The sequence below is a fragment of the Catenovulum sp. 2E275 genome (assembly GCF_025515275.1).
Taxonomy (GTDB): Bacteria; Pseudomonadota; Gammaproteobacteria; order Enterobacterales; family Alteromonadaceae; genus Catenovulum.
The window spans coordinates 1-301 of record NZ_JAOPFU010000154.1; the positions used below are offsets into that span (position 1 = coordinate 1).

1 pseudogene is annotated in these 301 nt (G+C 37.9%); it reads left to right on the plus strand.

The annotated features are described in order from the left end of the window. Positions 1-301, plus strand: a pseudogene (locus N7931_RS19505) (integron integrase); the annotation flags it as partial.

The window sequence follows — 301 nt, forward strand, 5'->3', positions numbered from 1 at the left end:
GTAAAGGGAATAAAGATCGCTGTACATTGTTGCCCGAAAATTTAATTGTCTTTTTACAGGCTCAAATTGAAAAAGCTAAACAGTTACATCAACAAAACATAAGAGATGGTTTTGGCCTTACTTCAATGCCTATCAGTTTGATCAAAAAATACAAGTCTGCGGCCAAAGATACTGCTTGGCAATATATCTTCTCATCAAGTGTTCGTTGCGCACATCCACAAGACGGCTATATTTGTCGTCATCATATTCACGAAACTGCATTTCGAAAACAACTCAGACTCGCAGTCAAGAATTCGGGAAT